Raw genomic sequence first — 22,170 nt, 5'->3', positions numbered from 1 at the left:
CCGCCGGCGGGCGTTACCAGCCGCCGCCGCCACCGCCGCCGCCGCCCGAGCCGGAGAAACCACCACCGCCACCGCCGGAAAAGCTGGAACCGGAGGAACTGACGGGCTGGGGAATGGTGGAGGCGATGGTATTTGCCATGGAGGTGGAGAAGCCGCCGATCCTGTCGCCGAAGCTGCCGTAATTTCCGCCCAAATACCAGCCGGGCGCATAACTTGCAGCAACGGCACCGGCAGCGGCTGTCGCAAGCCAGGTCTCGAAAGTGCGGCTCCACGGTTTTTCGACGCCGAGCGCCACCGCATAGGGCAGCAATTTCTCGAAATGCTGCGGCGACATGGCGGGGGCGCCAGCGGTGTTCATCCGGTCCTTTTCCGCCAGCGTCAGATAGGTTCGGAGACCTTCGATGCCATCCATCAGCTTGCGGCCAAGCGGCGTCGGCGCACCCATCAGGAACAGGAAAAGCGCATTTGTGAGTACGATGCCGCCGATGGCGGCCAGCGCCAGCGACTTGGTGTCATGTGTCACATCCAGCAGGATTTGCGTGGCGATGCCGCCAATGGCGGAAAAGGCCACAAAACCGGCAAAGGCCAGCATGACGATGCCGCCGATGCGTTTGCGCAGCGGTGCGCCACGCGAGAACTGCCGGCCGATGCCGATCGACAGGATGCTGAAGAAGAATGCGAAAAAGCCGAAGACCAGAACGGCGGCAATGGCGCTTTCATCGAGATCGCCGAACACCAGCGTCGCAACGATGATGGCGATGCTGAAGAAGATGCCGAACACGGTGTAACCGGCGTTGCTGCGGTAATATTTGCCGCGATGTTCTTTCTCTATCGCCGCGCGGAACTGCGTTCCGACCTTTTCGACCTCCGCACCATGGGCCTTGTCGATGGTCAGCGTCTCCCCCGCACCGCCGATGGAGGCAAGCAGCGTCTTCTGCCCGGTCGGCAGATCGGCAGCGGTTGCCTTTTCCGTGCGCCTGATGACGATGGCGTTCTTCAGGTCTTCCAGAACGACAAAACCCTTCACCGCAAGATCAAGGGCCGAGGCGGAGAGCGCCGTCCAGCCCGCGCCGGAAAAACCGCGGTTATCGACATAGTTGACCAGAGCCGGGGAAAGCCCCTCCGGCGCATCCCAGCGCGGCACGACTACGCCTTTTGCGGGATCACGGCCGACGGCGAACCAGGCCCTCAGATAATAGAGGAGCACGGCGAAAAGCCCGCCGCCCGAAAGCAGAATGGCGAGATTATCCCGCAGCCACCAGCCTGCCTCCTGCGAGGTATCAGGTGCGGCGATGGCGCCCTTGGGCAGCTTGACGGCAACCGTCATGCCCTCGCCCACCGAAAACGGGCGGGTGGAGGCGAAGAACACCTCGTTGCCTTCGTTCAGAATCCGCGCATCCTTGCCCTTGGCGCCAAGCGGGCCGGTGAAGACGGCGGTATCCGTGGCCTTCACACCCTGCGGCAGAGTGATGGTCGCGGAAATCTCGCCCATGGGGAATTGCCAGCCATTACCGGTGACGTTCCAGGTCAGCTCGTCATAATCGCTGAAATAACGGATCTGCCGGGCGGTGGTATAGGTGATCTGGAAGATATGCTCACCAGTCGGCAGAAAGCGGTCGGCGCTGCCGGTATAGATGCGGATGCCGCCATCGATATTTTCGGTGCGCCAGTTTTCCGGCGCGCCATCGCGCTCCACCGAAACGACGTTGAAATCCACCTTGGTGCGGCGGTTGTTCGCATCCAACGCATAAAGCGGGAAATCGCGGAAGATGCCGCGCTTGATGTTCCGGCCCTCGGCGCGGGCGGTGATGGTTTCCGTCACCGCCAGCTTGCCATCCGCCGCCACCTCGATGACGGAATGGTAGGAGCGGATGAATTCCTCCGCAAAAGCCGGGAAGGCCGCGCCCAGGAAGACGAGCAGCGCGAGAAGTCTTGCGGCGATGGTCTTCACGGGCGGTCCCTCCTCAATGGCTTCAGTGCTGCGGCTCGGCAGCGCTTTCCTTTTCGGTATAGTCGACGCCCAGCGAGGCGAGCGCTTTCCAGTAGGCGGGATAGGTTTTGCCCACGCAGGCGGGGTTCTGGATGGCGATACCACCGATCTTCAGCGCCGCGAGCGCAAAGCTCATGGCGATACGGTGGTCGGCAAAGGTATCGATGGAAGCATCGACCGTCTGGCCCGCGAGAGCCGGATCGGAATGCACGATCAGATCGTCGCCTTCTTCATGCGCCAGACCGTCGCGGATTTCATTGAGGCCGAGCGAGACAGCGCGGATGCGGTCGCATTCCTTAACGCGCAGATTGGCGATGCCGACGAAACGCACTGGCGTCTCGTTGAAGGCGGCCAGAACCGCGATGGTCGGAATGGCGTCCTGCATCTGCGAGCCGTCGATTTCGGCGGGCAGATGCGGAAACTTTGCCATAACCTCATAGGCCTTGGCATCCGGCTGGGTGAATTTGTCGGCGGGCGTGCCGATATCGATGGCGCCGCCGGTCAGAAGTTCCACGCCCCAGAGATAGGTGGCGGCGGAGGCATCCGGCTCGATGTGGAAATCGGTTGCCGTGTAACCCGTCGGATGCACGCGCCAGATGGCGTTGCTGACCCGCTCAATCTTCGCGCCGAAAGCTTCCATGGCGGATGTAGTGAGATCGATATAGCCCTTCGCGCCGATTTCCTCGCCTTTGAGAATGATATCGACAGGCTTGTCGCCGCAGGCAGCAGCCATCAGAAGTGCCGACACATACTGGCTGGAGAGGTTGGCATCGATGGTGACGCTGCCTTTCGGGAACCCTGTGCCCTTGCCGCAGACGGTGACGGGCGGGCAGCCGGTCGGCGCTTCCGCTTCGACGCCGAGGGAGCGCAGGGCTTCCACCAGCGGCATGATCGGGCGTTTGCGCATGTGCTCGTCGCCATCGATGATGACGGCGCCATCCACAAGTGCTGCCGCCGCAGTGAGGAACCGCGTGGCGGTGCCGGCATTGCCAAGGAAAAGCGGCTTTTCCGGCTGCTGCAAAACACCGGTGCCTTCCACCACAAAGGTGGTGGCATCCGGTTCGGTTACCTTGACGCCCATCTCGCGCAGGGCTTCGGCCATATAAAGCGTGTCATCGCTTTTCAGCGCACCGGTCAGCCGGCTTTTGCCCTTGGCGAGGCCAGCCAGCAGAAGCGCGCGGTTGGTGATGGATTTGGAGCCGGGCGGCTCGACCTTGCCGGAAAGCGGGTGGCCGGGCGGTGTAATGGTCAGTTCGATCATGATTGTCGTCTTGTCAAAGAATGCGGCGAAGAGCCGGATTATCGGAATTTGAACGGGAGGTTTTAAGCCGCCGAAGAAGCAATGCGCTTAGAATTTCACGGTCGGCACGGCGCGGTCGGCCGGGTTCTCGATCTCGAAATAGGGCGCCTTGGAAAATCCGAACTGGCCTGCAACCAGATTGGACGGGAAGCTTTCCACCTTGACGTTGAGATCGCGGGCAGCGCCATTGTAATAACGGCGCGACATCTGGAGTTCACCTTCGATGGTTTCCAGCGACCGCTGCAATTCCAGAAAGTTCGTATTGGCCTTGAGATCGGGATAGGCTTCGGCCAGCGCAAAGAGCTTGCCGAGCGCCTGCGACAGCAGCCCTTCGGCCTGGGCACGACCTTCAACATCCCCCGCCGGCACGGCCTGCGCCCGGTTGCGCATGGCGATCACCTCTTCGAAGGTGCTTTTTTCATGCGCCGCGTAACCCTTCACGGTCTCGATGAGGTTGGGAATGAGATCGGCTCGGCGCTTCAGCTGCACGTCGATGCCCGACCACGCCTCTTCCTTCATCTGCCGCGCCTTGACCAGACCGTTATAGATGAAGACGACATAAAGCGCGATTGCCGCGATGATTGCCAGCGTGATGAACATGAATTGCGATTCCCAGCTTCGTTGCGCGCACGATAGCCGCTCATTACCGCAAAGTCATGGGGCTTCGCTCATTCTGTCCGTTTTTGCCGGAAGCGACACGCTGCGGTAAGCAAACACCCGTTATTTATAAAAGACGGTACAATATAATTTCAGACCGGATACCTTGCGTACAAAAAGAGTATAGGAGGCAAGCCTGTAGCCTCGCTCGGCCCAATACTCCTTGTTTCCCTCCAGATGATTCCAGCCGTCTATGACCCAGTCGAGCATTTTCGTATTGCGCGTGTAGTGCATGCGGACGAGCGCGCTGCCCACATCGAGAGAGCGCTGGCCGCTATCCTTGCACTCCATGCGGGTGACGATCATTCCGAAAGAACGCAGCTTGTCGGCACGGGCAAAGGCATCGTTGCCGCTCATCCAGTCCGTCGTTTCCGCAGCCGCGCTGTTGCCGAGAATGGATCCGAGTGTAAGCACAAATAAAAAACAGAAATTTCTAATATTATTCACGGTTAAACCCATCGCTTTATTCAGCATACCAATCCACACAAAATAAAAGGCCGTCAAGAACGGCCTTTCAAATTCATCAAAACTTTGGACAACAGCTTACCACCAAAAATCAGGCAGCCCGGCTCCAGTTCAGCCCGCCCGCATCCGTCAGCAGGAAGGCCTCGCCGCAGGCTTTCGCCAGCGTGCGCACGCGCAGAATATAGCTCTGGCGTTCCGTCACCGAGATCACGCCGCGTGCATCCAGAAGATTGAAGACATGGCTTGCCTTGATGCACTGGTCATAGGCCGGGAATACGCATTTATGCAGGCGCTGATTGTCGTTATCACCGGGCGCACCGGCGGCGAGAAGCGCCAGGCATTCCTTTTCGGCGTCGATGAAATGGCGATGCAGCATGGCCGTATCGGCAAATTCGAAATTATGGCGGGAATATTCTTGCTCGGCCTGCAGGAAGACATCGCCATATGAAATCTTCTCTTCACCCTCGCGGCCGTTAAAATTCAGGTCGTAGACATTGTCGACGCCCTGAACATACATGGCGAGGCGTTCCAGACCATAGGTCAGCTCGCCCGTAACCGGCGAGCATTCGATGCCGCAGACCTGCTGGAAGTAGGTGAACTGCGACACTTCCATGCCGTCGCACCAGCATTCCCAACCGAGACCCCAGGCGCCGAGCGTCGGGCTTTCCCAGTCGTCTTCGACAAAGCGCACGTCATGCAGCAGCGGATCGAGGCCGATCGCCTTCAGCGAACCGAGATAGAGTTCCTGCAGATTGGACGGGTTGGGTTTCAGGATGACCTGATACTGGTAATAGTGCTGCAGGCGGTTGGGGTTTTCGCCGTAACGGCCGTCGGACGGGCGGCGCGACGGCTGCACATAAGCAGCCTTCCACGGCTTCGGACCAAGCGCGCGGAGCGTCGTCGCCGGATGAAACGTGCCCGCGCCCACTTCCATATCGTAGGGCTGCAGCACCGCGCAGCCCTTGTCGGCCCAGTAGTTGTGCAGCGTCAGGATAAGCGCCTGAAAGGAACGCTTGGGGTTCATATGGTCTGGAATATCGGTCATTGCAGTCATCGCGGCGTTAGGAGGAGAAGTAAGCACTTACTTACTTCGGATGCGGACTGGTGCCACGGCATGGCGAAGGGGTCAAGGATTTATGCGCTTCGACGCCGCCTTACGTCTCATCCTCGCGCTTCACGCGGTATTCGCCGGTTTCCGGGTCCTTGATCAGCGTGCCGATGGCGCCGGTCTCGCGTTCCTTCTCGCGCTGTTTCGATTTCGCGGAAAGCTTTTCCGCATCGCGGACGAAGCGGCGGTAAAGGATGACGGATCCCACCACCAGAAGAATGATTGTAATAAGCTGCGCCATAAGGCTCTATTCCCGCGACATCATAGACCGAAACGCGACCACAATGCCTTTTCTTCGGCAACTTCCGCAAGCCCCGAGACGGTGCCTGCCGCGAGCCTTTCGGCATTGAGGCCGAGGGCCGTATTCACGCCCGGCACTTTTTTGCCGAACAGCGAGCGCCCGCCGCTAACGAGCTGGAGCTTGACCTTTTCACCGTAACGGCGGCGCAGAATCTCGCGCATGTCGCCCAGCCCGTCGATCAGGCCGAGGTCGAGACCACGCATGCCGGTCCAGAACAGGCCGGAGAAGATCGCCTCATCGTCCTTCAGCTTCGAGCCGCGGCGCATCTTGACCATGTCGATGAAAACATTGTGGATTTCGACCTGAAGCGACTTCAGGTAGTCGATATCGCCTTCCTTTTCCGGCTGGAAGGGATCAAGGATGACCTTGTTCTCGCCGGCCGTATAGACACGGCGCTCCACGCCGAGCTTCTTCAGCATTTCCGGAAAACCGAAACCACCGGAAACGACACCGATCGAACCGACGATGGAGGTGGGATCGGCGATGATCTCGTCGCCGGCAAGCGCGATCATGTAACCGCCGGAGGCTGCAACGTCCTCCACGAAGATCAGAACCTTCTTTTCCTTCTCCTCGGCAAGCTGGCGGATGCGGTTATAGATCATCCTTGCCTGCACCGGCGAACCGCCGGGCGAGTTGAGAGAAATGGCGACGGCCGGCGCATCCTTGACGGCGAAGGCCTTCTCCAGAAGGGGGGCGTAGGAGGCGAGATTGAGCGCGGGGCGGAACTGGTTGCCGCCGGCCATGATCGCGCCATGCATGCGCACCACCGGGATGACGAGCTCTTTTTTACGAAAGCGTTTCGGCACCAGATACTTCAAAAAACCCACTATTCAATCCTCGCAGCATTTATCCGTTCGTCACGGATGTATGTATCGCCCCGCAAAACACAATGGTTTGCGGCTGGCGGAACCCCGATATTTATGGCGCCGGCCGGATTGCCCTTACATTACGCGAATAGGCGGCGCGGCCATTGTTCAGGTCATCCACGAAGGGGGTGAAGGCGTGACTGCCGTTTTCATGCATGATGAGCGGTGCGCGGAAGGACAGCCGCGCACGCGAACCCTTGATGGCGGTGACGAGCATGCGCACCGCGTCCTCACGGGCACGCGGATGGATGAGGGTGATTTCGATGCCGCCGAAACGGCTGCCGCAGGCGGCGATGATCTCCGCCACCGATTGCGGCCTTGAAATCAGGGAAAGCTGCCCGCCCGAAACCATGATCGCACCCGCGGTCCTGATCCAGTCTTCAAACAGACCCTCCGTCATGGCGTGGGCCTCGGCCTTCAGGGCATCCGGCGTGCGGCGGTCGCCTGCGTCATTATAGGGCGGGTTCATGATGACGTGATGGAAATAGTCATCGGGCAATCCCGCCTCAATGCGTGCTTTCGCTCGCAGGGTCACATCGGCCTCGCGCACGCTGACACGGGCGGAAAAAGCAGCGTTTTCGGGCAATTCGAGACTGCGATGGGCAAATTGCACCATTTCCGGCGCGCGTTCGTAGAGCGTCACCTCGGCCTTTTCGAGCCGCGCCGCAACTGCCATGCCGGCAGCTCCCGCACCCGCGCCGAGATCGGCGATCCGGCAGGCGCGATCGTCCGCCACCAGTGACGCCAGAAGCATGGCGTCCATTCCGGCCCGGTGCCCCCTGCCCTTCGGCTGGATGATGTGAAACCGGCCCCGGTGAAAGGCATCGATCGTTTCGGAAATGCCGCCGCCCACCGCCGTTCAAGCCTCTTCGTTGCGCAACTCGTCGCCCAGCCCGGCATCGATGAGAATGCGGCGGGCCTGGTCCGCCCGATCTTCCTCCACCAGAAACCGACGGGGCAAAAGGCCGAGCGATCCCTCCAGAATACTCATCGCCTGATCGGCAATGAGGCAGTGGATGCCGGCATCCTTCATCAGGCTTTCAGCGAAGGACAGAAGCACTGCATCGTTGGTACGGATCAGTTCACGCATGGATAAGCCCTAAATTCCCATCTTTTTGAATGGCTAGCGGCAATTCGCCCCTTGCCGCGCAAGGCGTCAGTTTTTATTGTCGAATTCAAATTCGAACTGGAGTCCTGTCCCTTGGGCGTCGTCATACCGCTTGAAGAAAGCAAAAACAAACTCGCATCCGTCAAGCCGCTTGTCGACCTGACCCGCCCCGACATGGAACGGGTGAACCAGCTTATCCTTTCCAAGGCCGGTTCCGATGTCCAGATGATACCCGAAGTGGCCAATCATCTCATCTCCTCCGGCGGCAAGCGCCTGAGGCCGATGCTGACGCTCGCCTCGGCCTCGATGTTCGGTTACGAGGGCGACAACCACATCAAGCTCGCCACCAGCGTGGAATTCATGCATACGGCGACGCTTCTGCATGACGATGTGGTCGATGAGAGCGATCTGCGCCGCGGCAAATCCACAGCCCGCACCATCTGGGGCAACCAGGCGAGCGTTCTCGTCGGCGACTTCCTGCTCGGCCAGGCGTTTCGCATGATGGTGGATGTCGGCTCTCTCGATGCGCTCGACGTGCTGTCCACCGCCGCCTCCGTCATCGCCGAGGGCGAAGTGCTGCAGCTTTCGGTCGCCAAGAACATGGAAACGACCGAAGACGATTATCTGCAGGTGATTCGCGCCAAGACGGCCGCCCTTTTCGCGGCGGCGGCGGAAGTCGGCCCCATCGTCGCCAAAACCGACAAGGCGACCCGCAGCGCGCTGAAATCCTACGGCATGAATCTCGGCCTCGCCTTCCAGCTCGTTGACGACGTGCTGGATTACGGTGGAAAGTCCGCCGATCTCGGCAAGAATACCGGCGACGATTTCCGCGAAGGCAAGATCACGCTGCCGGTCATACTGTCCTATCGCCGCGGCACGCAGGATGAGCGCGCCTTCTGGCGCACCGCCATTGAAAAAGGCGAAAGCAGCGACGAGAACCTCGAAAAGGCGCTTGGCCTGATCACCAAATATAACGGTCTTGGCGATACGATCGGCCGCGCCACGCATTATGGCACCATTGCCCGTGACGCGCTCGCGCCGCTGCCGCAGAGCCCGTGGAAAGACGCGCTTCTGGAAGTGATCGACTTCTGCATCGAGCGTCTGAACTGACGCTAGAGGCCGGGCGAACGGCGGATGGAAAAGACCATCCGCCCGAGGTTCCGGGCCAGCTTCTCCGCAAGGTGTGATTGTGGCCGGGGCCATAATTTCTTGCGGCGTTGCTTCAAAAAAGCCATTCTATCGTGACCAACAATGGAAACTGATTTTTCCGTGCTTCTGCACAAAGGCAAAGGTTCCCTCATGCGGCGTAAACCAGCACTCCGTCTTCTCTGCAGCGCGGCTCTCGCCGCTGCTCTCGCAATCGGCGCGGGTGCAAGCCCCGGCTTTGCGGAGACGAAGGCGAAACCGGAAGACAAAGCCGTTACGTTCGATCCCGGCAAGGTAAATACCTTCTCCGGCGCCTTCCTCGCCGGGCGCAATGCCGATGTCGATCAGGACTATCCGACCGCGATTTCGCTCTACAAGAAGGCGCTTGAATTCGATCCGGCCAATACGGAAATCCGCCAGCGGCTGATGATCGCCGAACTTCTGAGCGGCAATTTCGAAGCCGGCGCCAAGATCGCCGATTCGATGAAGGACGATACCTCGGTGGAGCGTGTCACGACCATCGTGCGCGGTCTGGACGCCATCAAGGACAAGGAATTCGCCAAGGCCGAGAAGATCCTGAAATATACCGGTCCGAACGATCTCGACCGCATGGTCAATACGCTTTTGACCGCCTGGGCGCGTGCCGGTTCCGGCAAGCCGAAGGAAGCGCTGGCGCTCGTCAACAATATGAAGGGCCCGGGCTGGATTTCGATCTTCCAGAAATACAATGCGGCGGCCATCGCCCTTGTTTCCGGCAATACTGAAGCCGCCCGCAAGAGCCTGAACGAAGCGGTGACGGACCGCGAAGGCGGGGCAACCGCCTCCGACACCTATATGCGGGCGGTCATGGCGCTTGCCCGGCTCGAAGCTTCCGCCGGCAACAAGCAGAAGGCGCTGGACGCGATTGCGGTCGGCGACACTTTCGCGCCGAACTACGCGCCGCTGAAAGCACTTCGCCAGTCCATCGAAAATGGTGAAAAGCCGGAGCAGCAGATCACCAATGCCGTGGAAGGTGCGGCCAGCGTCATGTTCTCCATCGCCGGCGCGTTGAACCGCGAAGGCGCCGAAGAGATAGTGACGCTTTATCTGCAGACGTCGCGCGCGCTCGATCCCAAGAGCCCGGATACGCTCATCCTTCTCGGCGGCCTTTCTGAAGCCCTGAAACAGCCTGACCGCGCCATTGCGTTCTACCGCGAGGTGCCGAAAGATTCCCCGATGTATCGCATCTCCGAGCTGCAGCTCGGATTGACGCTTGCGCAGACGGGCAAGGTGGATGAGGCGCGCAAGCATCTCAAATCCCTCCTCGAATCCGATCCGAAGGACATCCGTTCCTATCTCGCCTATGGCAGCGTGCTTTCCGATGCCAAGGACTACAGGGCAATGGCCGAAAACTACGACAAGGCCATCGAGGTGATCGGCTCCGTGCCGCAGAAATCCGACTGGACGGTCTTCTTCCAGCGCGGCATCGCCTATGAGCGGCTGAAGGAATGGGACAAGGCCGAACCGAATTTCAAGCGGGCGCTGGAGCTGAACCCCGAGCAGCCGCAGGTTCTGAACTATCTGGGGTATTCCTGGGTGGACAAGGGCATCAATCTCGATGAAGCCATGAAGATGATCAGCCGCGCGGTCGAGCTTCGGCCGAATGACGGCTATATCGTCGATTCGCTCGGCTGGGCGCATTATCGCCTCGGCGCTTTCGATGAGGCGGTAACCGAGCTGGAACGGGCAATCGAGCTCAAGGCCGGCGATCCGACCATTAACGACCACCTTGGCGACGCCTATTGGCGCGTGGGTCGCAAGATCGAGGCGGTCTATCAATGGAACCGCGCGCTGATCGGCGACAATGATGATGTGGACAAGGCCAAGGTGAAGGAAAAGATCGCCAACGGCCTGCCGCCGGTGGAGAAGGACGCCGAAAATACCGCCAAGAAGGATGCAGCGCCGCAACCGCCGGCTCCTCCTGCCCCGGCGGCCCCTGCTCCGGACAAGAAATCCTGACGCCATATGCCGACGCAGGGCATCACCGGGGCGGCTGAGACAATCGAGGCGGCCCCGGCCAAGATCAATCTGGCGCTGCATGTGACCGGCCAGAGAGCGGATGGTTATCATCTGCTTGAAACGCTGGTGACCTTCACCGAAGCCGGCGATACGATCCGCATCCGCGACGCCGATGCCGATAGTTTCTCCATCTCAGGCCCCTTCGGCGATCTTCTGCGCGCCGGGGATGGCGGCGACAATCTCGTCACCCGCGCCAGAGATTTGTTGCGCGATAGACTTGCGTCGACGGGTCAGCCAGCACGCCCGGTCGCCATTCACCTTGAAAAGAACCTGCCGGTGGCATCGGGCATCGGCGGCGGTTCGGCGGACGCGGCGGCGACGCTGCGAGGGCTTTTGCGGCACTGGCGCGCCGGGGCGGCACCGGATGCGCTTTCCTCCATGGCCCTGAAGCTTGGAGCGGATGTGCCGATGTGCCTTGAGAGCCGACCCCTGATCGCGCGCGGCATTGGCGAGGACATTGAACCGGTCACCAATTTGCCGGAACTGTTCCTGGTTCTGGCCAATCCGCTGAAGGCCGTCTCTACACCGGAGATTTTCCGGCGATTGCGGAACAAGGCCAATCCGCCCCTGCCCGCCCATGCGACAATTGGCTGGATGGATTTTCTCGCCCGGAGCCGTAACGATCTGCAACCACCAGCACAGGCGCTGCTTCCGGAAATTGGGGAGATTGCCGGGTTACTCTCGCAGGAAGGTGCTGCGCTTGTCCGCATGTCTGGTTCGGGTGCAACCTGTTTCGGGATTTTTCATTCCCTTGAAGCGGCCCTGATAGCGCAAACATCGCTTCGAAAGAAACGCCCCGGCTGGTACTTTCAGGCGACTCGGACCATTTGAGGATTAGGCTATGGCAGGCGAACGACCCTTCATCCCCTTGGGCATTGCGGTTTTGACCGTTTCGGACAGCCGCACGCTGGAGAATGACAAATCCGGCGATACGCTCGTCGCAAGGCTGGAAGATGCGGGCCACAGGCTTGCCGCCCGCGCCATCGTGCCTGATGACAAGGAAGCGATTGCCGGCACCGTGCGCGAGTGGACGCTCTCTGAAGGCGTGGATGTGGTCATCACGACGGGCGGCACCGGCTTTACCGGCCGCGATGTGACGCCAGAAGCGCTGGAACCGCTGTTCGAAAAGCGCATGGACGGGTTTTCCGCCCTCTTTCACCGTATCTCCTATGACAAGATCGGCACCGCCACCATCCAGTCACGCGCGACCGGCGGCGTGGCGAACGCGACCTTCATCTTTGTGCTGCCCGGCTCTCCGGGGGCGTGCAAGGATGCGTGGGACGGCATCCTCAAGGCTCAGCTCGATTATCGCCACCTGCCCTGCAATTTCGTGGAGATAATGCCAAGGCTTGACGAGCATTTGAAGCGCGGGGCTGGTGGCGTTTAGATCAGCGGATCGAGGGTATCGGGCTTTACCCCCCTCTGCCCTGCCGGGCATCTCCCCCTCAAGGGGGGAGATCGGCAAGAAGCCCTCTTGTCGCTTCATTCTCAAGCTTCAAGATGGACGAAACATCGCCGCAGATTGATCTCCCCCCTTGAGGGGGAGATGCCCGGCAGGGCAGAGGGGGTGAAGCCGCATAGGCCTTCGATCCACTGTCAATTGACAACATCCAGAGCCTTTCGCCAACGGTGATAAGAACCGAGTGGCAACCTCGAAACCCCATCACACCAGATATTTCTTGAAGAAATCCGTCGTCCGGCCCCAGGCAAGATCGGCAGCCGCCTTGTCGTAACGCGCCGAGGAAGTGTCATTGTTGAAGGCGTGGTTGACGCCGTCATAAACGAAGATTTCGAAGGTCTTGCCGTTTTCCTCCAGCGCCTTCCTGTAGGCGTCGATGCCGGCATTGATGCGCTCGTCGAGACCCGCATAGTGCAAAAGCAGTGGCGCCTTGATGGCAGGCACATCGGCCGCCGGCGCCTGCTGACCATAATAGGCGACGCCGGCATTCAAACCTGCCGACTTGGTCGCGAAACGATTGACCAGCCCGCCGCCCCAGCAGAAACCGACCGCGCCGACCTTGCCATTCGCCCCCTGCCTTGCCGCAAGCCATACCCGGCCCGCTTCGGCGTTGGCGACGGTCGCATCCATGTCGAGACCGCTGAACATCTGCCGTGCCTTCTCCTCGTCAGCGGGCGTGCCGCCCTGCGGGGAGAGGAAATCGACCGCAAGCGCCCGGAAACCGGCAAGCGCCACCCGTCTGGCCACGTCACGGATATGGTCGTTCAGACCGCGGTTCTCATGGATGACAATGACCGAGCCGATGGGGCCAGACGCCGATTTCGGTGTAACGAGGTAACCCTTCATCTCGCCGGCGGGGCCGGGATATGTCACCTCTTCCGCGACGATCCCCGCATCACCGGGTGCTACGATTGCCGCACGGGCGCTGTTGGCGGAAAGCAGCGGGGCGATTGCCGCGGCGGCCGCACCGGAGCCGGCCAGCACGGTGAGCTTTTCCATGAATTTGCGGCGGTCGAGGCTGAGATGGGTATATTCATCATAAGCGTCGATCATGGCCTGCGTAATCTTGGGCTTGTCCATCGCTCTATCCTCCTTGAACGCACGGATGCGGAAGGATAGCGCAGATCGCCCTGCGGGGAACGATGCGGGCGGAAGCGGCGTCACACATTTGCGTGAGCGCCGCGGCCGCATTTTCACATCAGGCGGCGAGGTCCACGACGATGCGGCCGTCGATCTTGCCCTCTTCCATGCGATGGAAGATATCGTTGATGTTTTCGAGCTTGTCCCACGAGAAGTGGGCGGCGACCTTGCCTTCTCCGGCAAAGGTCAGCGCCTCCTCCAGATCCTGCCGTGTGCCGACGATGGAGCCGCGCACCGTGATGCGCTTCAGCACCGTGTCGAAAACCGGAATGGAGATAAAGCCCGGCGGCAGGCCGACAAGCGCCATCGTCCCCTTGGAGCGGAGGAAACCGTAGGCCTGCTCCATGGCCTTGGGCGAAACCGCCGTCACCAGCGCGCCATGGACACCGCCGGTTGCCTTCTGCACCTGCTCAACTGCGTCAGGCGCACGGCCATTGACGACGACATCGGCTCCGAGTTTTTTCGCAAGCGCCAGCTTTTCGGCGAAAATATCGGCAGCAACGACATGCATGCCCATCGCCTTCGCATATTGCACGGCCATGTGGCCAAGCCCGCCAATGCCTGAAATGACCACCCACTCACCGGGCCTGACTTCGGTTTCCTTCAGACCCTTGTAGACGGTGACACCGGCGCAGAGCACGGGTGCGGCGGGACCGAATTCTAGATTATCCGGCAGGCGGCCGACGAATTTCGGATCGGCAAGGCCATATTCGGCAAAGCTGCCATTAACGGAATAACCCGAATTCTTCTGGCTTGGGCAAAGGGTCTCCCAGCCGGTACGGCAGGGAATGCAGCATCCGCAGGCGGTGTAGAGCCACGGTGTGCCGGCGCGGTCGCCTTCCTTGATGCCGGTGACGCCTGCGCCGATCTTGGCGACATAACCGACACCTTCATGGCCGGGAATGAAGGGCGGGTTGGGCTTGACCGGCCAGTCGCCCGTTGCTGCGTGCAGGTCGGTGTGGCAAATGCCCGTCGCCTTGTAGTTGATGAGAATTTCACCGGGACCGGGATCCGGTATCGCCACTTCCTCGATGGTCAGCGGTTTTCCAAATGCGCGGACAACCGCCGCCTTCATTGTCTTAGCCATGACATACTCCCTAATCTCTGCTCGCCTGAAATCCTCGACGGCAGGCAGAGATTAACGGGGATGCGGCGTCATGGAATTGACCCATCGCAAATCGGAGTATTTTGCAAGGCGGGATTGTCTCACTTATGAGGCAACCTCACGGTGCTGATTTATTCCAGCGCCAACCATATGGCGAGCCATGCCCACAGGCAGACGACCAGTGCAAAGCCGATGCCGAACAATGCCCCGCGCTGACGCAGGCGATTGCTGGTGACGTGGACATAGGAATGGACGTAGCGCGAGAGCACGAACAGCCACGCCAGAACAACGGTGACGACATTATCCGCATCCGTGATGTAAAGCAGCAGGCAGGCGATGTGGAACAGGACCGGCAGCTCGAACTGGTTGGCGATATTGCGGTTCACCAAACGGCTTTCGTGCGCCTCCTCGCCGTGATCACGCAGCTTGATCGCCGATTCGCGATCCTTGAAGGTGTATTTGTTGCGCCGGATGATCAGCAGGCCGTAAAGCAAGAAGACGAGAAAGACATGGGCGATCATCGGCCAGAACATTGCGGTCGTTGGTGACATGCTTTCTCCCCCAATCGTGAAAACGCTCCCCGATCCGGCTTGAGATCGGGGAGCGCCAAATAACTAGCCTATCTTTTTACGGATTCGGCTCGAAAGATCAAACCGCGCCGGGATAGTTCGGGCTTTCGCGGGTGATCGTCACGTCATGAGCATGGCTTTCGCGCAGGCCCGCGCTGGAGATGCGAACGAAGGTGGCGCGCTCCTGGAATTCCTTGATGTTGCTGCCGCCGACATAACCCATGGCGGCCTTGAGGCCACCAGCCAGCTGGTGCAGCACGCCGGAAACCGGACCCTTATAGGGAACCTGGCCTTCGATGCCCTCGGGAACGAGCTTCAGCGTATCGCGCACTTCCGCCTGGAAATAACGGTCTGCCGAGCCGCGCGCCATGGCGCCAACGGAACCCATGCCGCGATAGGCCTTGAAGGAACGGCCCTGGTAGAGGAACACCTCGCCCGGGCTTTCATCCGTACCGGCCAAAAGCGAGCCGATCATGACGGCGGAGGCACCGGCGGCGATCGCCTTGGCCAGATCGCCCGAGAACTTGATGCCGCCATCGGCGATGACAGGAATGTCAGCCGCATTGGCCACCTCGACCGACGACATGATCGCGGCAAGCTGCGGAACGCCGACGCCGGCGACGATGCGGGTGGTGCAGATGGAACCGGGGCCGATACCGACCTTGACGCCATCGGCGCCGGCATCGATCAGCGCCTTGGTGCCGTCAGCGGTTGCGACATTGCCGGCGATGATGCGAACCGAGTTCGACATCTTCTTGACCACCGAAACGGCATCGAGCACGCGCTGCGAATGGCCGTGTGCGGTATCGACGACCAGAAGGTCTACACCAGCATCGATGAGGCGCTCGGCGCGCTCGATGGCATCGGCACCAACGCTGATGGCGGCGGCGGCGCGAAGACGGCCCTGTGCATCCTTGGTGGCATTGGGATTAAGCTGCGATTTCTCGATATCCTTGACGGTGATGAGGCCGACGCAATTGCCTTTTCCATCCACCACCAGCAACTTTTCAATGCGGTGCTTGTGCAGCAGGCGGCGCGCTTCCTGCTGATCGACGCTGCTTTCCTTGACCGTGACCAGATTTTCGCGGGTCATCAGTTCATAGATTTTCTGCTGCGGATCGGAAGCGAAGCGCACGTCGCGATTCGTCAGAATGCCGACGAGGCGGCCGTTCTTGTGGCCGCCGGAGCCGCCATTTTCAACCACCGGAATACCGGAAATGCCATGCGCCTTCATCAGCGCCTGCGCTTCTGCAAGCGTCGCATCCGGGCCTATCGTGACCGGGTTGACGACCATGCCGCTTTCGAACTTCTTCACCTGCCGAACTTCTTCAGCCTGTTCGATGGGGGTGAGGTTGCGGTGGATAACGCCGATGCCGCCGGCCTGGGCCATGGCGATAGCGAGACGGCCTTCGGTCACCGTGTCCATGGCGGAAGAGAGGATTGGAAGGTTGAGATCGATATCGCGGGCGATGCGGGTGGCGATATTCGTCTGTCCCGGCATAACCTCGGAATGTCCGGGTTGCAGCAACACATCGTCAAATGTGAGAGCGTCCAAACCAGTGGGTGTTTGAATGATGCGTGCCATGACCAAATTCCTTCATAATGAAAATGCGTGGCCGTTCCGGAACGAAAAGTTCACCCCGGCGCCCTGCAAGGATTGCTTGGAAGTTGGCGAGGGCTGGTAACACGTTCATGACAGGAAGGGAATAGAAAAAACCCGGAATTGCCTTCCGGGTCCCCTCTGTTGCTGCATTGCAGCAGATATCAGATATCGAACTGATAGGATTTCGGCACGAAACGGTAACCCGTCTCCAGCTTTTCCGCGTAACCGACAGCCGGAAAAGGCATGTGATACCCAAGGAAGGGCAGCCGGTCGGTAGCGATCATGTCATAGACTTTCTTGCGGGTCGCGGCCGCCGCCGCCTTGTCCATGTCGAACTTGACCTCCCAGTCCGGCCTTTGCAGTGACAGGACAAAATGATTGGCCGTGTCCGCCGTCAGGATCAGCTGCTTGCCTTCCGATTCGACACGGAAGATCATATGGCCAGGCGAATGGCCGAAAGCCGCAATGCCGGTGATGCCCGACACCACATTGGCGCCATCGCCAATGAAGGTCGCCTTTTCCGCCAGCGGCTTGACGCTGGCCAGAACACCCTTATGGCCGCCCTCGGCAGGTGTGCCGACACGCTTCTCGTCCGCCCAGAAATCATATTCCGCCTGTCCGAAAACATAACGCGCCTTGGAGAACGCAGGCGCGCCCTTTTCCATCAGCCCGCCTATGTGGTCGCCATGCATATGGGTCAGCACCACCACGGTTACATCTTCAGGCGAATAACCGGCCGCCGCCATGCCCTCGGTCAGGCGGCCATTGCCGGCGCCGCGACCGGCCTCACCAAAACCGGTGTCGAACAGCACGAGGTCCGTGCCTGTATTGATGAGAACCGGCGAGAAGGAATTGACGAATTGCTCCTTCGGCAGAAAATTGTCTTCCAGCAATTTGCCGACCGTTTCCGCAGACTGATCCGTGCCGAAGGTCTCGCCGGGATTGGGTGCGGCGCGCGAGCCGTCCTTCACCACGAGCACTTCGAAATTGCCGAGCTTGAAGCGGTTGGTTTCCGGCGGCATGGCGTGTTTGATCTCCATGGAGGTCTGCGGCTGGTTGGTCTGGGCATTTGCGCTGCGCGCCATCAAAAGCGGCGCGCCGAGAACGCTTGCACCGGCCGCACCGATGAGGCCGCGTCTGCTCATGCTCAAGGATTGGGTCATCATCTTTCTCCCGATATCGCCAACTGGCCGTGATCGCCAACTGAACTCACCCAACGGACAATAGAGCGAGAAAGTTGCAAGAAAACCGGCCTCACGCAGGTTTGATCGGAACTTGAGAAATTGATAATTAACGTGTTGGCAAGCCCGCTCATCAGGCGTAGGAGGAACGGCGATATCCTTTGTCGCAGCGGAAAGCCGCAGGCAGCCTCATGAACCGCATCATTCCCCTCATCCTGGCAGTCGCTCTCTTCATGGAGCAGATGGACTCCACCGTCATCGCCACCTCGCTTCCGGCGATTGCAGCCGACCTTAATGTTGGGCCGATCACGCTCAAGCTCGCGCTGACCGCCTATATGGTGGCGCTGGCGATCTTCATTCCCATCAGCGGCTGGATGGCCGACAAATACGGCGCGAAGAAAATCTTCCGTTTCGCCATCGGCGTCTTTGTCGTGGGGTCGATCTGCTGCGCGGTGTCCTCGTCGGTGTTCGAATTCGTGCTTTCGCGTTTCCTGCAGGGCATGGGCGGTGCGATGATGACGCCCGTCGGCCGCCTCGTGCTGCTGCGCACGACCAAGCGCAGCGAGCTCGTCTCAGCCATGGCGCTGCTGACGATACCCGGACTTGTGGGACCGCTGACCGGCCCGCCCATCGGCGGCTTCATCACCACCTATTTTTCATGGCACTGGATTTTCCTGATCAACGTGCCCATCGGCGTCATCGGCATCTGGCTCTCGACGATCTTCCTGCCGGAAATCGAAACCACCAACCCACCGCCGATGGACGGCAAAGGGTTCGTGCTCTCAGGCATCGCCGCTTCCGGGGTCGTATTCGGCCTCTCGGTCGTCAGCCTTCCGGCCCTGCCGCCCGCCATCGGCATCGCCTCGACGATCATCGGTTTCATCTGCGGTTTTCTTTACATGCGCCACGCCGCACGCCACCCTGCCCCCATTCTGGATTTCCGCATATTCCAGAACGCGACCTTCCGGGCGGCTTCCGTCGGCGGCACCGTTTTCCGCATTTCCACGGGCGCCATTCCCTTCCTGATGCCACTGATGCTGCAGATCGGTTTCGGGTTGAACCCGTTCCAGTCAGGCATGATCACCTTTGCAGGCGCAATCGGTGCGATCACCACGAAATTCATGGCCAAGCGGGTCTTTGCGGCGACAGGCTTCCGATCGACGCTGATTGGGGCCGGCATCGTCGGCGCCTTCACAACGCTTGCCAACAGCTTCTTCACGCCGGAAACGCCCTATCCGCTGATCATGATCTTCCTTGTCACGGCGGGGTTTGCCCGTTCCTTCTTCTTCACGGGGTCAAACGCGCTCAGCTATTCCGATATCGAGGACAGCCAGGCCAGTCAGGCGACCTCGATGGCGTCTGTACTGCAGCAGATCAGCCTGGCGCTGGGCGTGGCTTTCGCCGCCTCCATTCTGGAAGTCAGCAGCATGATGTCAGGCTCGCATCTGCAGCTTGCCGATTTCCACGTCGCCTTCACCATCGTGGCGCTGGTATCGCTGTTCGCCATCGTGCCGATCATCCGCATGGACGGCAATGCCGGGGCGGCCGTCTCCGGCCACCGCGGCAAGGTCTCGCAACCGGCGGAGTAATCAGTCTTCCGCCGCCTCGTCGGCTTCGGATGCGTCAACCGGCTCGTTCTTGCGGCCCTTGAAGTGCTTGGCAAGCAGGAACATTTCCACCGATTCCGAGCGTGAGGACGCCGGCTTGACGTGCAACACCTGCTTGAAGTTCTTCTTCAGCATGTCCAGCAACTGCTTTTCCGTGCCGCCCTGGAAGGTCTTGGCAAGGAAATGGCCGCCTTCCGCCAGCACCTGAACGGCGAAATCGGCAGCGACTTCACACAGATGCATGGTGCGGATATGGTCGGTCTTCTGGTGCCCGGTGGTGGGCGCCGCCATATCCGACAATACCAGATCAGGCGTGCCGCCAACGGCCTCCATCAGCTTTTCGGGTGCTGTCGGATCAAGGAAGTCGAGCTGCAGGATTTTTACGCCGGGAATGGGATCGATTTCGAGAAAATCGATCGCCGCGACGCGGATATCGTCCTCGGTGGAATCCGTCACCTTCGAAGCGATCTGCGACCAGCTTCCTGGTGCCGCACCAAGGTCGATGATGCGGGTCGCGCCCTTCAATATCTGATGCTTGTCGTTGATTTCCAGCAGCTTGAAGGCGGCGCGGGCGCGATAGCCTTCAAGCTTGGCGCGCTGCACATAGGGGTCATTGATATGACGTTCAAGCCAACGGCGCGATGAGGCCTTGAGCTTGGTCTTCTTGACCTTCTGGCCGATCTTTCGGCCGGTGCGATTGGTGCTTGTCGGCGCCTTGCTCATGTCAAACCTTCCGTCCTGTCCTGCCGTGTCATCTGCATGCGCCTTATGCGGTTACGCCGCCATGCGCCGTCATCCGCCATCATATCCGTCAAGAGGCCTTCGCGCAGACCGCGATCGGCCACCCGCATACGCCGCGCCGGCCAGCGGCGGCGAATGGCCTCGAGAATGGCGCAGCCGGCCAGAACCAGATCGGCCCTGTCAGGCCCGATGCAGGCATTGGCGGCGCGGCCGGCGAAATCCCAGGCCAGAAGCTTGTCCTGCATCGCCGTCACCTCGGCGTCGGAAAGCCAGAGGCCATCCACCTTGCGGCGATCGTATCGTGGCAGATCGAGATGGACGCCGGCAAGCGTCGTCACCGTGCCCGACGTTCCGATCAGGTGAAAATCCTCGTGATGCATCTGCGGCGCCAGAGGCGGGCAATGGAAGGCATCGAGCAGCCCTTCGACTTCCCGCACCATGGCGGCAAAGACATCCGGCGTCACATCACGGCCGCCGTGACGTTCCGAAAGCGTGACGACGCCAACCGGCAGCGAGGTCCAGTGGGTGATGTGATTGGCGAGCCGGTTCGAGCGATTTTCCCCGACCTTGATAACGGCGATTTCCGAGGATCCGCCACCGATATCGAACAGCACGACGGAGCGTGCTTCACGCCCGACGAGCGAGGCGCAGCCAGACACCGCAAGGCGGGCTTCCGTCTCGCGGCTGATGATTTCAAGCTTCAGTCCCGTTTCCCGCGTGACACGCGCCAGAAACTCTTCGCCATTCGACGCAGCGCGGCAGGCCTCGGTGGCGATGAGACGCATGCGCCTGATCGGGCGGCCCGAGAGTTTCGCGGAGCAGACTTTCAGCGCCTCGACAGCACGATCCATGGCATCATCGGACAGCCGCCCACTCGACACCAGCCCCTCACCCAGCCGGACGATACGCGAAAAGGCATCGACGACCCGGAACTGACCGGGCCGCGTCGGCTGCGCGATCAGAAGGCGGCAATTATTGGTGCCGAGATCGAGCGCGGCATACATATCCGCCGGCGGCTCCTGGCCATGCTCGTGCTGGCGGCCTGCGTGGCGGGCGGATATTTCGGATTGCCGGTGCGGTTCCTGTCCAGCCCCGTTGGCCCGGCCATTCTGCTTGCCGACATGTTTCGGCGCATGGGTAGGAACCAGCGGACGACCCTGTGGATCACGGCCGCGCGGATCGCGATGCCCACGCTTGCGGTGGCGCGACTTTCGCCCGCCGCCCGGCGGCACGGAGGATGGATTGGCCGCATCTGTTGCGGCTGGAGCCTGCGTCTGCGCGCTGGAAGCTGGGGCAGCCTGTTGAGACGTACCCTTGCCGCGGGAGCGCCTGCGGCGCTTTCTCTTGCGCGGCTCGGCATCCGGCTCGAGAGCCGATACGTAGGAGGAACCGGCCGGAACATCCGCGGCAACATCATGCGACAGCACAACAGCGTCACGGGGCTGACCGTCACGCTTGTGTTTCTTGCCACGACGGGATCGCTTCGCTTTCCCTTTGTTCGCCACCGACGCCCCTTGTTCCGACGGCTTTGGGCCGTTTCCGGGGTCGATCACTGTCTTGTCCATTTCGCCGCGCACAAGCGTAGACGCTATGCTGCTGGCTTTCATAAGGTTTCGTTGGGCGGACAATACCAGCGCAAGAGATTTTAGCCAAATGGTTTTTGCCGGGCTGCATGTGGCCCAGGGTTCATGCGTTACCCATGCTGCATGGGAACGACACAGTCACGCAATGGTTTTGGGGATTTTCGGAAATCGGAAGCAGCCTGC

Annotated in this window: 21 protein-coding genes; 5 read left to right on the top strand and 16 right to left on the bottom strand. The window is 60.5% G+C overall.

The genetic code is table 11. From position 1 onward, the window contains the following. Nucleotides 1-13: 13 nt before the first annotated feature. The 9 genes from AC5I5B_RS14355 to AC5I5B_RS14315 form a co-directional block, all read right to left on the bottom strand. The gene (locus AC5I5B_RS14355; RefSeq protein ID WP_129565310.1) at nucleotides 14-1,951 is read right to left on the bottom strand and encodes a DUF2207 domain-containing protein; all 1,938 of its coding nucleotides are present in this window, start codon (nucleotides 1,949-1,951) and stop codon (nucleotides 14-16) included. A gap of 22 nt (nucleotides 1,952-1,973) precedes the next feature. Next, nucleotides 1,974-3,251 carry a 3-phosphoshikimate 1-carboxyvinyltransferase gene (locus AC5I5B_RS14350; protein ID WP_113076132.1) on the bottom strand — a complete coding sequence of 426 codons (1,278 nt, stop codon included), beginning with the start codon at nucleotides 3,249-3,251 and terminating at the stop codon, nucleotides 1,974-1,976. A gap of 87 nt (nucleotides 3,252-3,338) precedes the next feature. Further along, on the bottom strand, nucleotides 3,339-3,890 hold the full coding sequence (locus AC5I5B_RS14345) for a LemA family protein (RefSeq protein WP_020813593.1): 552 nt from the start codon (nucleotides 3,888-3,890) through the stop codon (nucleotides 3,339-3,341). A gap of 120 nt (nucleotides 3,891-4,010) precedes the next feature. Next, entirely contained in the window at nucleotides 4,011-4,451 is a 441-nt protein-coding gene (locus AC5I5B_RS14340; RefSeq protein WP_111833697.1) for a hypothetical protein, read from the bottom strand. A 52-nt stretch (nucleotides 4,452-4,503) separates the two neighbouring features. Continuing rightward, entirely contained in the window at nucleotides 4,504-5,466 is a 963-nt protein-coding gene (locus AC5I5B_RS14335) for a glycine--tRNA ligase subunit alpha (protein ID WP_162695459.1), read from the bottom strand. A 100-nt stretch (nucleotides 5,467-5,566) separates the two neighbouring features. Beyond that, nucleotides 5,567-5,761, bottom strand: coding sequence for an NfeD family protein (locus tag AC5I5B_RS14330; RefSeq protein ID WP_003503256.1), 195 nt, complete (start codon nucleotides 5,759-5,761; stop codon nucleotides 5,567-5,569). A gap of 20 nt (nucleotides 5,762-5,781) precedes the next feature. Further along, entirely contained in the window at nucleotides 5,782-6,651 is an 870-nt protein-coding gene (locus tag AC5I5B_RS14325; RefSeq protein WP_495752771.1) for a S49 family peptidase, read from the bottom strand. Between the two features lie 88 nt (nucleotides 6,652-6,739). Next, nucleotides 6,740-7,540 carry a tRNA1(Val) (adenine(37)-N6)-methyltransferase gene (locus tag AC5I5B_RS14320; RefSeq protein WP_111833698.1) on the bottom strand — a complete coding sequence of 267 codons (801 nt, stop codon included), beginning with the start codon at nucleotides 7,538-7,540 and terminating at the stop codon, nucleotides 6,740-6,742. A gap of 6 nt (nucleotides 7,541-7,546) precedes the next feature. Next, a complete protein-coding gene (locus AC5I5B_RS14315) occupies nucleotides 7,547-7,777 on the bottom strand; it encodes a putative signal transducing protein (protein WP_003503261.1) in 231 nt (76 codons plus the stop codon). A gap of 111 nt (nucleotides 7,778-7,888) precedes the next feature. Between AC5I5B_RS14315 and AC5I5B_RS14310 the strand changes: the two genes are divergently transcribed. The 4 genes from AC5I5B_RS14310 to moaB all read left to right on the top strand — a co-directional run bounded on the left by AC5I5B_RS14310 (nucleotide 7,889) and on the right by moaB (nucleotide 12,386). Continuing rightward, a complete protein-coding gene (locus tag AC5I5B_RS14310) occupies nucleotides 7,889-8,905 on the top strand; it encodes a polyprenyl synthetase family protein (protein WP_003503263.1) in 1,017 nt (338 codons plus the stop codon). 189 nt (nucleotides 8,906-9,094) lie between these two features. Next, nucleotides 9,095-10,939 (top strand): tetratricopeptide repeat protein, encoded by a 1,845-nt coding sequence (locus tag AC5I5B_RS14305; RefSeq protein ID WP_087744258.1) that lies wholly within the window; start codon nucleotides 9,095-9,097, stop codon nucleotides 10,937-10,939. A gap of 6 nt (nucleotides 10,940-10,945) precedes the next feature. Then, nucleotides 10,946-11,830 carry a 4-(cytidine 5'-diphospho)-2-C-methyl-D-erythritol kinase gene (locus AC5I5B_RS14300; protein WP_111833699.1) on the top strand — a complete coding sequence of 295 codons (885 nt, stop codon included), beginning with the start codon at nucleotides 10,946-10,948 and terminating at the stop codon, nucleotides 11,828-11,830. 10 nt (nucleotides 11,831-11,840) lie between these two features. Further along, a complete protein-coding gene (gene moaB, locus AC5I5B_RS14295; RefSeq protein ID WP_060722926.1) occupies nucleotides 11,841-12,386 on the top strand; it encodes a molybdenum cofactor biosynthesis protein B in 546 nt (181 codons plus the stop codon). A gap of 276 nt (nucleotides 12,387-12,662) precedes the next feature. Here moaB and AC5I5B_RS14290 read toward each other — a convergent pair whose 3' ends face one another. The 5 genes from AC5I5B_RS14290 to AC5I5B_RS14270 all read right to left on the bottom strand — a co-directional run bounded on the left by AC5I5B_RS14290 (nucleotide 12,663) and on the right by AC5I5B_RS14270 (nucleotide 18,038). Then, on the bottom strand, nucleotides 12,663-13,538 hold the full coding sequence (locus AC5I5B_RS14290) for a dienelactone hydrolase family protein (protein ID WP_495752742.1): 876 nt from the start codon (nucleotides 13,536-13,538) through the stop codon (nucleotides 12,663-12,665). A 118-nt stretch (nucleotides 13,539-13,656) separates the two neighbouring features. Then, nucleotides 13,657-14,685 carry an alcohol dehydrogenase AdhP gene (gene adhP, locus AC5I5B_RS14285; protein WP_003503273.1) on the bottom strand — a complete coding sequence of 343 codons (1,029 nt, stop codon included), beginning with the start codon at nucleotides 14,683-14,685 and terminating at the stop codon, nucleotides 13,657-13,659. Nucleotides 14,686-14,834: 149 nt separating this feature from the next. After that, nucleotides 14,835-15,236 (bottom strand): MAPEG family protein, encoded by a 402-nt coding sequence (locus AC5I5B_RS14280; protein WP_003503274.1) that lies wholly within the window; start codon nucleotides 15,234-15,236, stop codon nucleotides 14,835-14,837. Nucleotides 15,237-15,351: 115 nt separating this feature from the next. Beyond that, complete coding sequence (guaB, locus tag AC5I5B_RS14275) at nucleotides 15,352-16,857, bottom strand: IMP dehydrogenase (RefSeq protein WP_020812622.1); 1,506 nt, start codon at nucleotides 16,855-16,857, stop codon at nucleotides 15,352-15,354. A 179-nt stretch (nucleotides 16,858-17,036) separates the two neighbouring features. Then, a complete protein-coding gene (locus tag AC5I5B_RS14270) occupies nucleotides 17,037-18,038 on the bottom strand; it encodes an MBL fold metallo-hydrolase (protein ID WP_031234390.1) in 1,002 nt (333 codons plus the stop codon). 209 nt (nucleotides 18,039-18,247) lie between these two features. On the opposite strand from AC5I5B_RS14270, the gene AC5I5B_RS14265 reads away from it, so the two are divergent. Further along, a complete protein-coding gene (locus AC5I5B_RS14265; RefSeq protein ID WP_020010474.1) occupies nucleotides 18,248-19,645 on the top strand; it encodes an MDR family MFS transporter in 1,398 nt (465 codons plus the stop codon). Here AC5I5B_RS14265 and AC5I5B_RS14260 read toward each other — a convergent pair whose 3' ends face one another. Together AC5I5B_RS14260 and AC5I5B_RS14255 are read right to left on the bottom strand one after the other, a co-directional pair. Then, on the bottom strand, nucleotides 19,646-20,386 hold the full coding sequence (locus AC5I5B_RS14260) for an RlmE family RNA methyltransferase (protein WP_003503282.1): 741 nt from the start codon (nucleotides 20,384-20,386) through the stop codon (nucleotides 19,646-19,648). Next, entirely contained in the window at nucleotides 20,383-22,011 is a 1,629-nt protein-coding gene (locus AC5I5B_RS14255; RefSeq protein ID WP_031234391.1) for a Ppx/GppA phosphatase family protein, read from the bottom strand. Before AC5I5B_RS14255 ends, AC5I5B_RS14260 begins: the two co-directional genes overlap by 4 nt. Nucleotides 22,012-22,170 lie beyond the last annotated feature (159 nt).

The organism is Agrobacterium sp. (genome assembly GCF_059499945.1).
The sequence above is the reverse complement of the archived record's forward strand: the minus strand, read 5'-3'. Positions and strand labels throughout refer to the sequence as shown.

What these genes read in the sequence shown, in the direction of transcription:
- AC5I5B_RS14350 (WP_113076132.1), bottom strand. Translation starts at nt 3,251, where the DNA reads ATGATCGAACTGACCATTACACCGCCCGGCCACCCGCTTTCCGGCAAG.
- AC5I5B_RS14345 (WP_020813593.1), bottom strand. Translation starts at nt 3,890, where the DNA reads ATGTTCATCACGCTGGCAATCATCGCGGCAATCGCGCTTTATGTCGTC.
- AC5I5B_RS14335 (WP_162695459.1), bottom strand. Translation starts at nt 5,466, where the DNA reads ATGACTGCAATGACCGATATTCCAGACCATATGAACCCCAAGCGTTCC.
- AC5I5B_RS14330 (WP_003503256.1), bottom strand. Translation starts at nt 5,761, where the DNA reads ATGGCGCAGCTTATTACAATCATTCTTCTGGTGGTGGGATCCGTCATC.
- AC5I5B_RS14315 (WP_003503261.1), bottom strand. Translation starts at nt 7,777, where the DNA reads ATGCGTGAACTGATCCGTACCAACGATGCAGTGCTTCTGTCCTTCGCT.
- AC5I5B_RS14305 (WP_087744258.1), top strand. Translation starts at nt 9,095, where the DNA reads ATGCGGCGTAAACCAGCACTCCGTCTTCTCTGCAGCGCGGCTCTCGCC.
- AC5I5B_RS14300 (WP_111833699.1), top strand. Translation starts at nt 10,946, where the DNA reads ATGCCGACGCAGGGCATCACCGGGGCGGCTGAGACAATCGAGGCGGCC.
- moaB (WP_060722926.1), top strand. Translation starts at nt 11,841, where the DNA reads ATGGCAGGCGAACGACCCTTCATCCCCTTGGGCATTGCGGTTTTGACC.
- AC5I5B_RS14290 (WP_495752742.1), bottom strand. Translation starts at nt 13,538, where the DNA reads ATGGACAAGCCCAAGATTACGCAGGCCATGATCGACGCTTATGATGAA.
- adhP (WP_003503273.1), bottom strand. Translation starts at nt 14,685, where the DNA reads ATGGCTAAGACAATGAAGGCGGCGGTTGTCCGCGCATTTGGAAAACCG.
- AC5I5B_RS14280 (WP_003503274.1), bottom strand. Translation starts at nt 15,236, where the DNA reads ATGTTCTGGCCGATGATCGCCCATGTCTTTCTCGTCTTCTTGCTTTAC.
- guaB (WP_020812622.1), bottom strand. Translation starts at nt 16,857, where the DNA reads ATGGCACGCATCATTCAAACACCCACTGGTTTGGACGCTCTCACATTT.
- AC5I5B_RS14270 (WP_031234390.1), bottom strand. Translation starts at nt 18,038, where the DNA reads ATGACCCAATCCTTGAGCATGAGCAGACGCGGCCTCATCGGTGCGGCC.
- AC5I5B_RS14265 (WP_020010474.1), top strand. Translation starts at nt 18,248, where the DNA reads ATGAACCGCATCATTCCCCTCATCCTGGCAGTCGCTCTCTTCATGGAG.
- AC5I5B_RS14260 (WP_003503282.1), bottom strand. Translation starts at nt 20,386, where the DNA reads ATGAGCAAGGCGCCGACAAGCACCAATCGCACCGGCCGAAAGATCGGC.
- AC5I5B_RS14255 (WP_031234391.1), bottom strand. Translation starts at nt 22,011, where the DNA reads ATGAAAGCCAGCAGCATAGCGTCTACGCTTGTGCGCGGCGAAATGGAC.